The following is a 585-nucleotide window of genomic DNA, read 5'->3' on the forward strand; positions in this document are numbered from 1 at the left end:
AAAACGCTTCTTCATGGGGATGTCCTCATGTGGCTTATGAAGACATTACTAACATCGGGGTGTACTAATCAACGGGGAGCAGGTCAAATAATGACTACCAATAATTGTTCATAGTTATAATTTCTTGCCTTGCCTTGCCTTGCCTTGCCTTGCCTTGCCTTGCCTTTACAATACACGCAGTTTGAATTTTGAGTGATTGATATGGAACGTAATTTACCTCTCGATGTTTTTAAAGTTTTACTTGCATTTATGGTTGTCGGTTTGCATGCTGGTTTTTTAAAAGAATTTCCATTGGGAAATTTCCTCTCTGTTAATGGTGTATTTCGTATTGCAGTGCCAACATTCTTTGTGATCAATGGTTACTACTTTGGTTCTGTTAAAGATATGAAATCCTTGTTTGGTTGGGTAAAGACAGTTGTAGTTTTATACGCTTTTTGGATGTTGTTTTATGCTTACTTTTGGTTCCGTCCAGATTCATTTGATGTTATAGAAATCATCAAAGTAATAAAAACAATTATTGTTGGTTACCATCATCTATGGTACTTGCCCGGAATGATAGGCGCAGGAGTTTTGACTTACTTTTTT

Annotated in this window: 1 protein-coding gene; it reads left to right on the forward strand. The window is 36.4% G+C overall.

Annotation, left to right across the window (positions count from 1 at the left end):
• Positions 1 to 201: 201 nt before the first annotated feature.
• On the forward strand, positions 202 to 585 hold a 384-nt coding region (locus tag BFF42_RS20270), incomplete at its 3' end, for an acyltransferase family protein (RefSeq protein ID WP_371462449.1).

The sequence above is a fragment of the Shigella sp. FC1661 genome, from assembly GCF_001712525.1.
GTDB lineage: Bacteria > Pseudomonadota > Gammaproteobacteria > Enterobacterales > Enterobacteriaceae > Escherichia > Escherichia coli.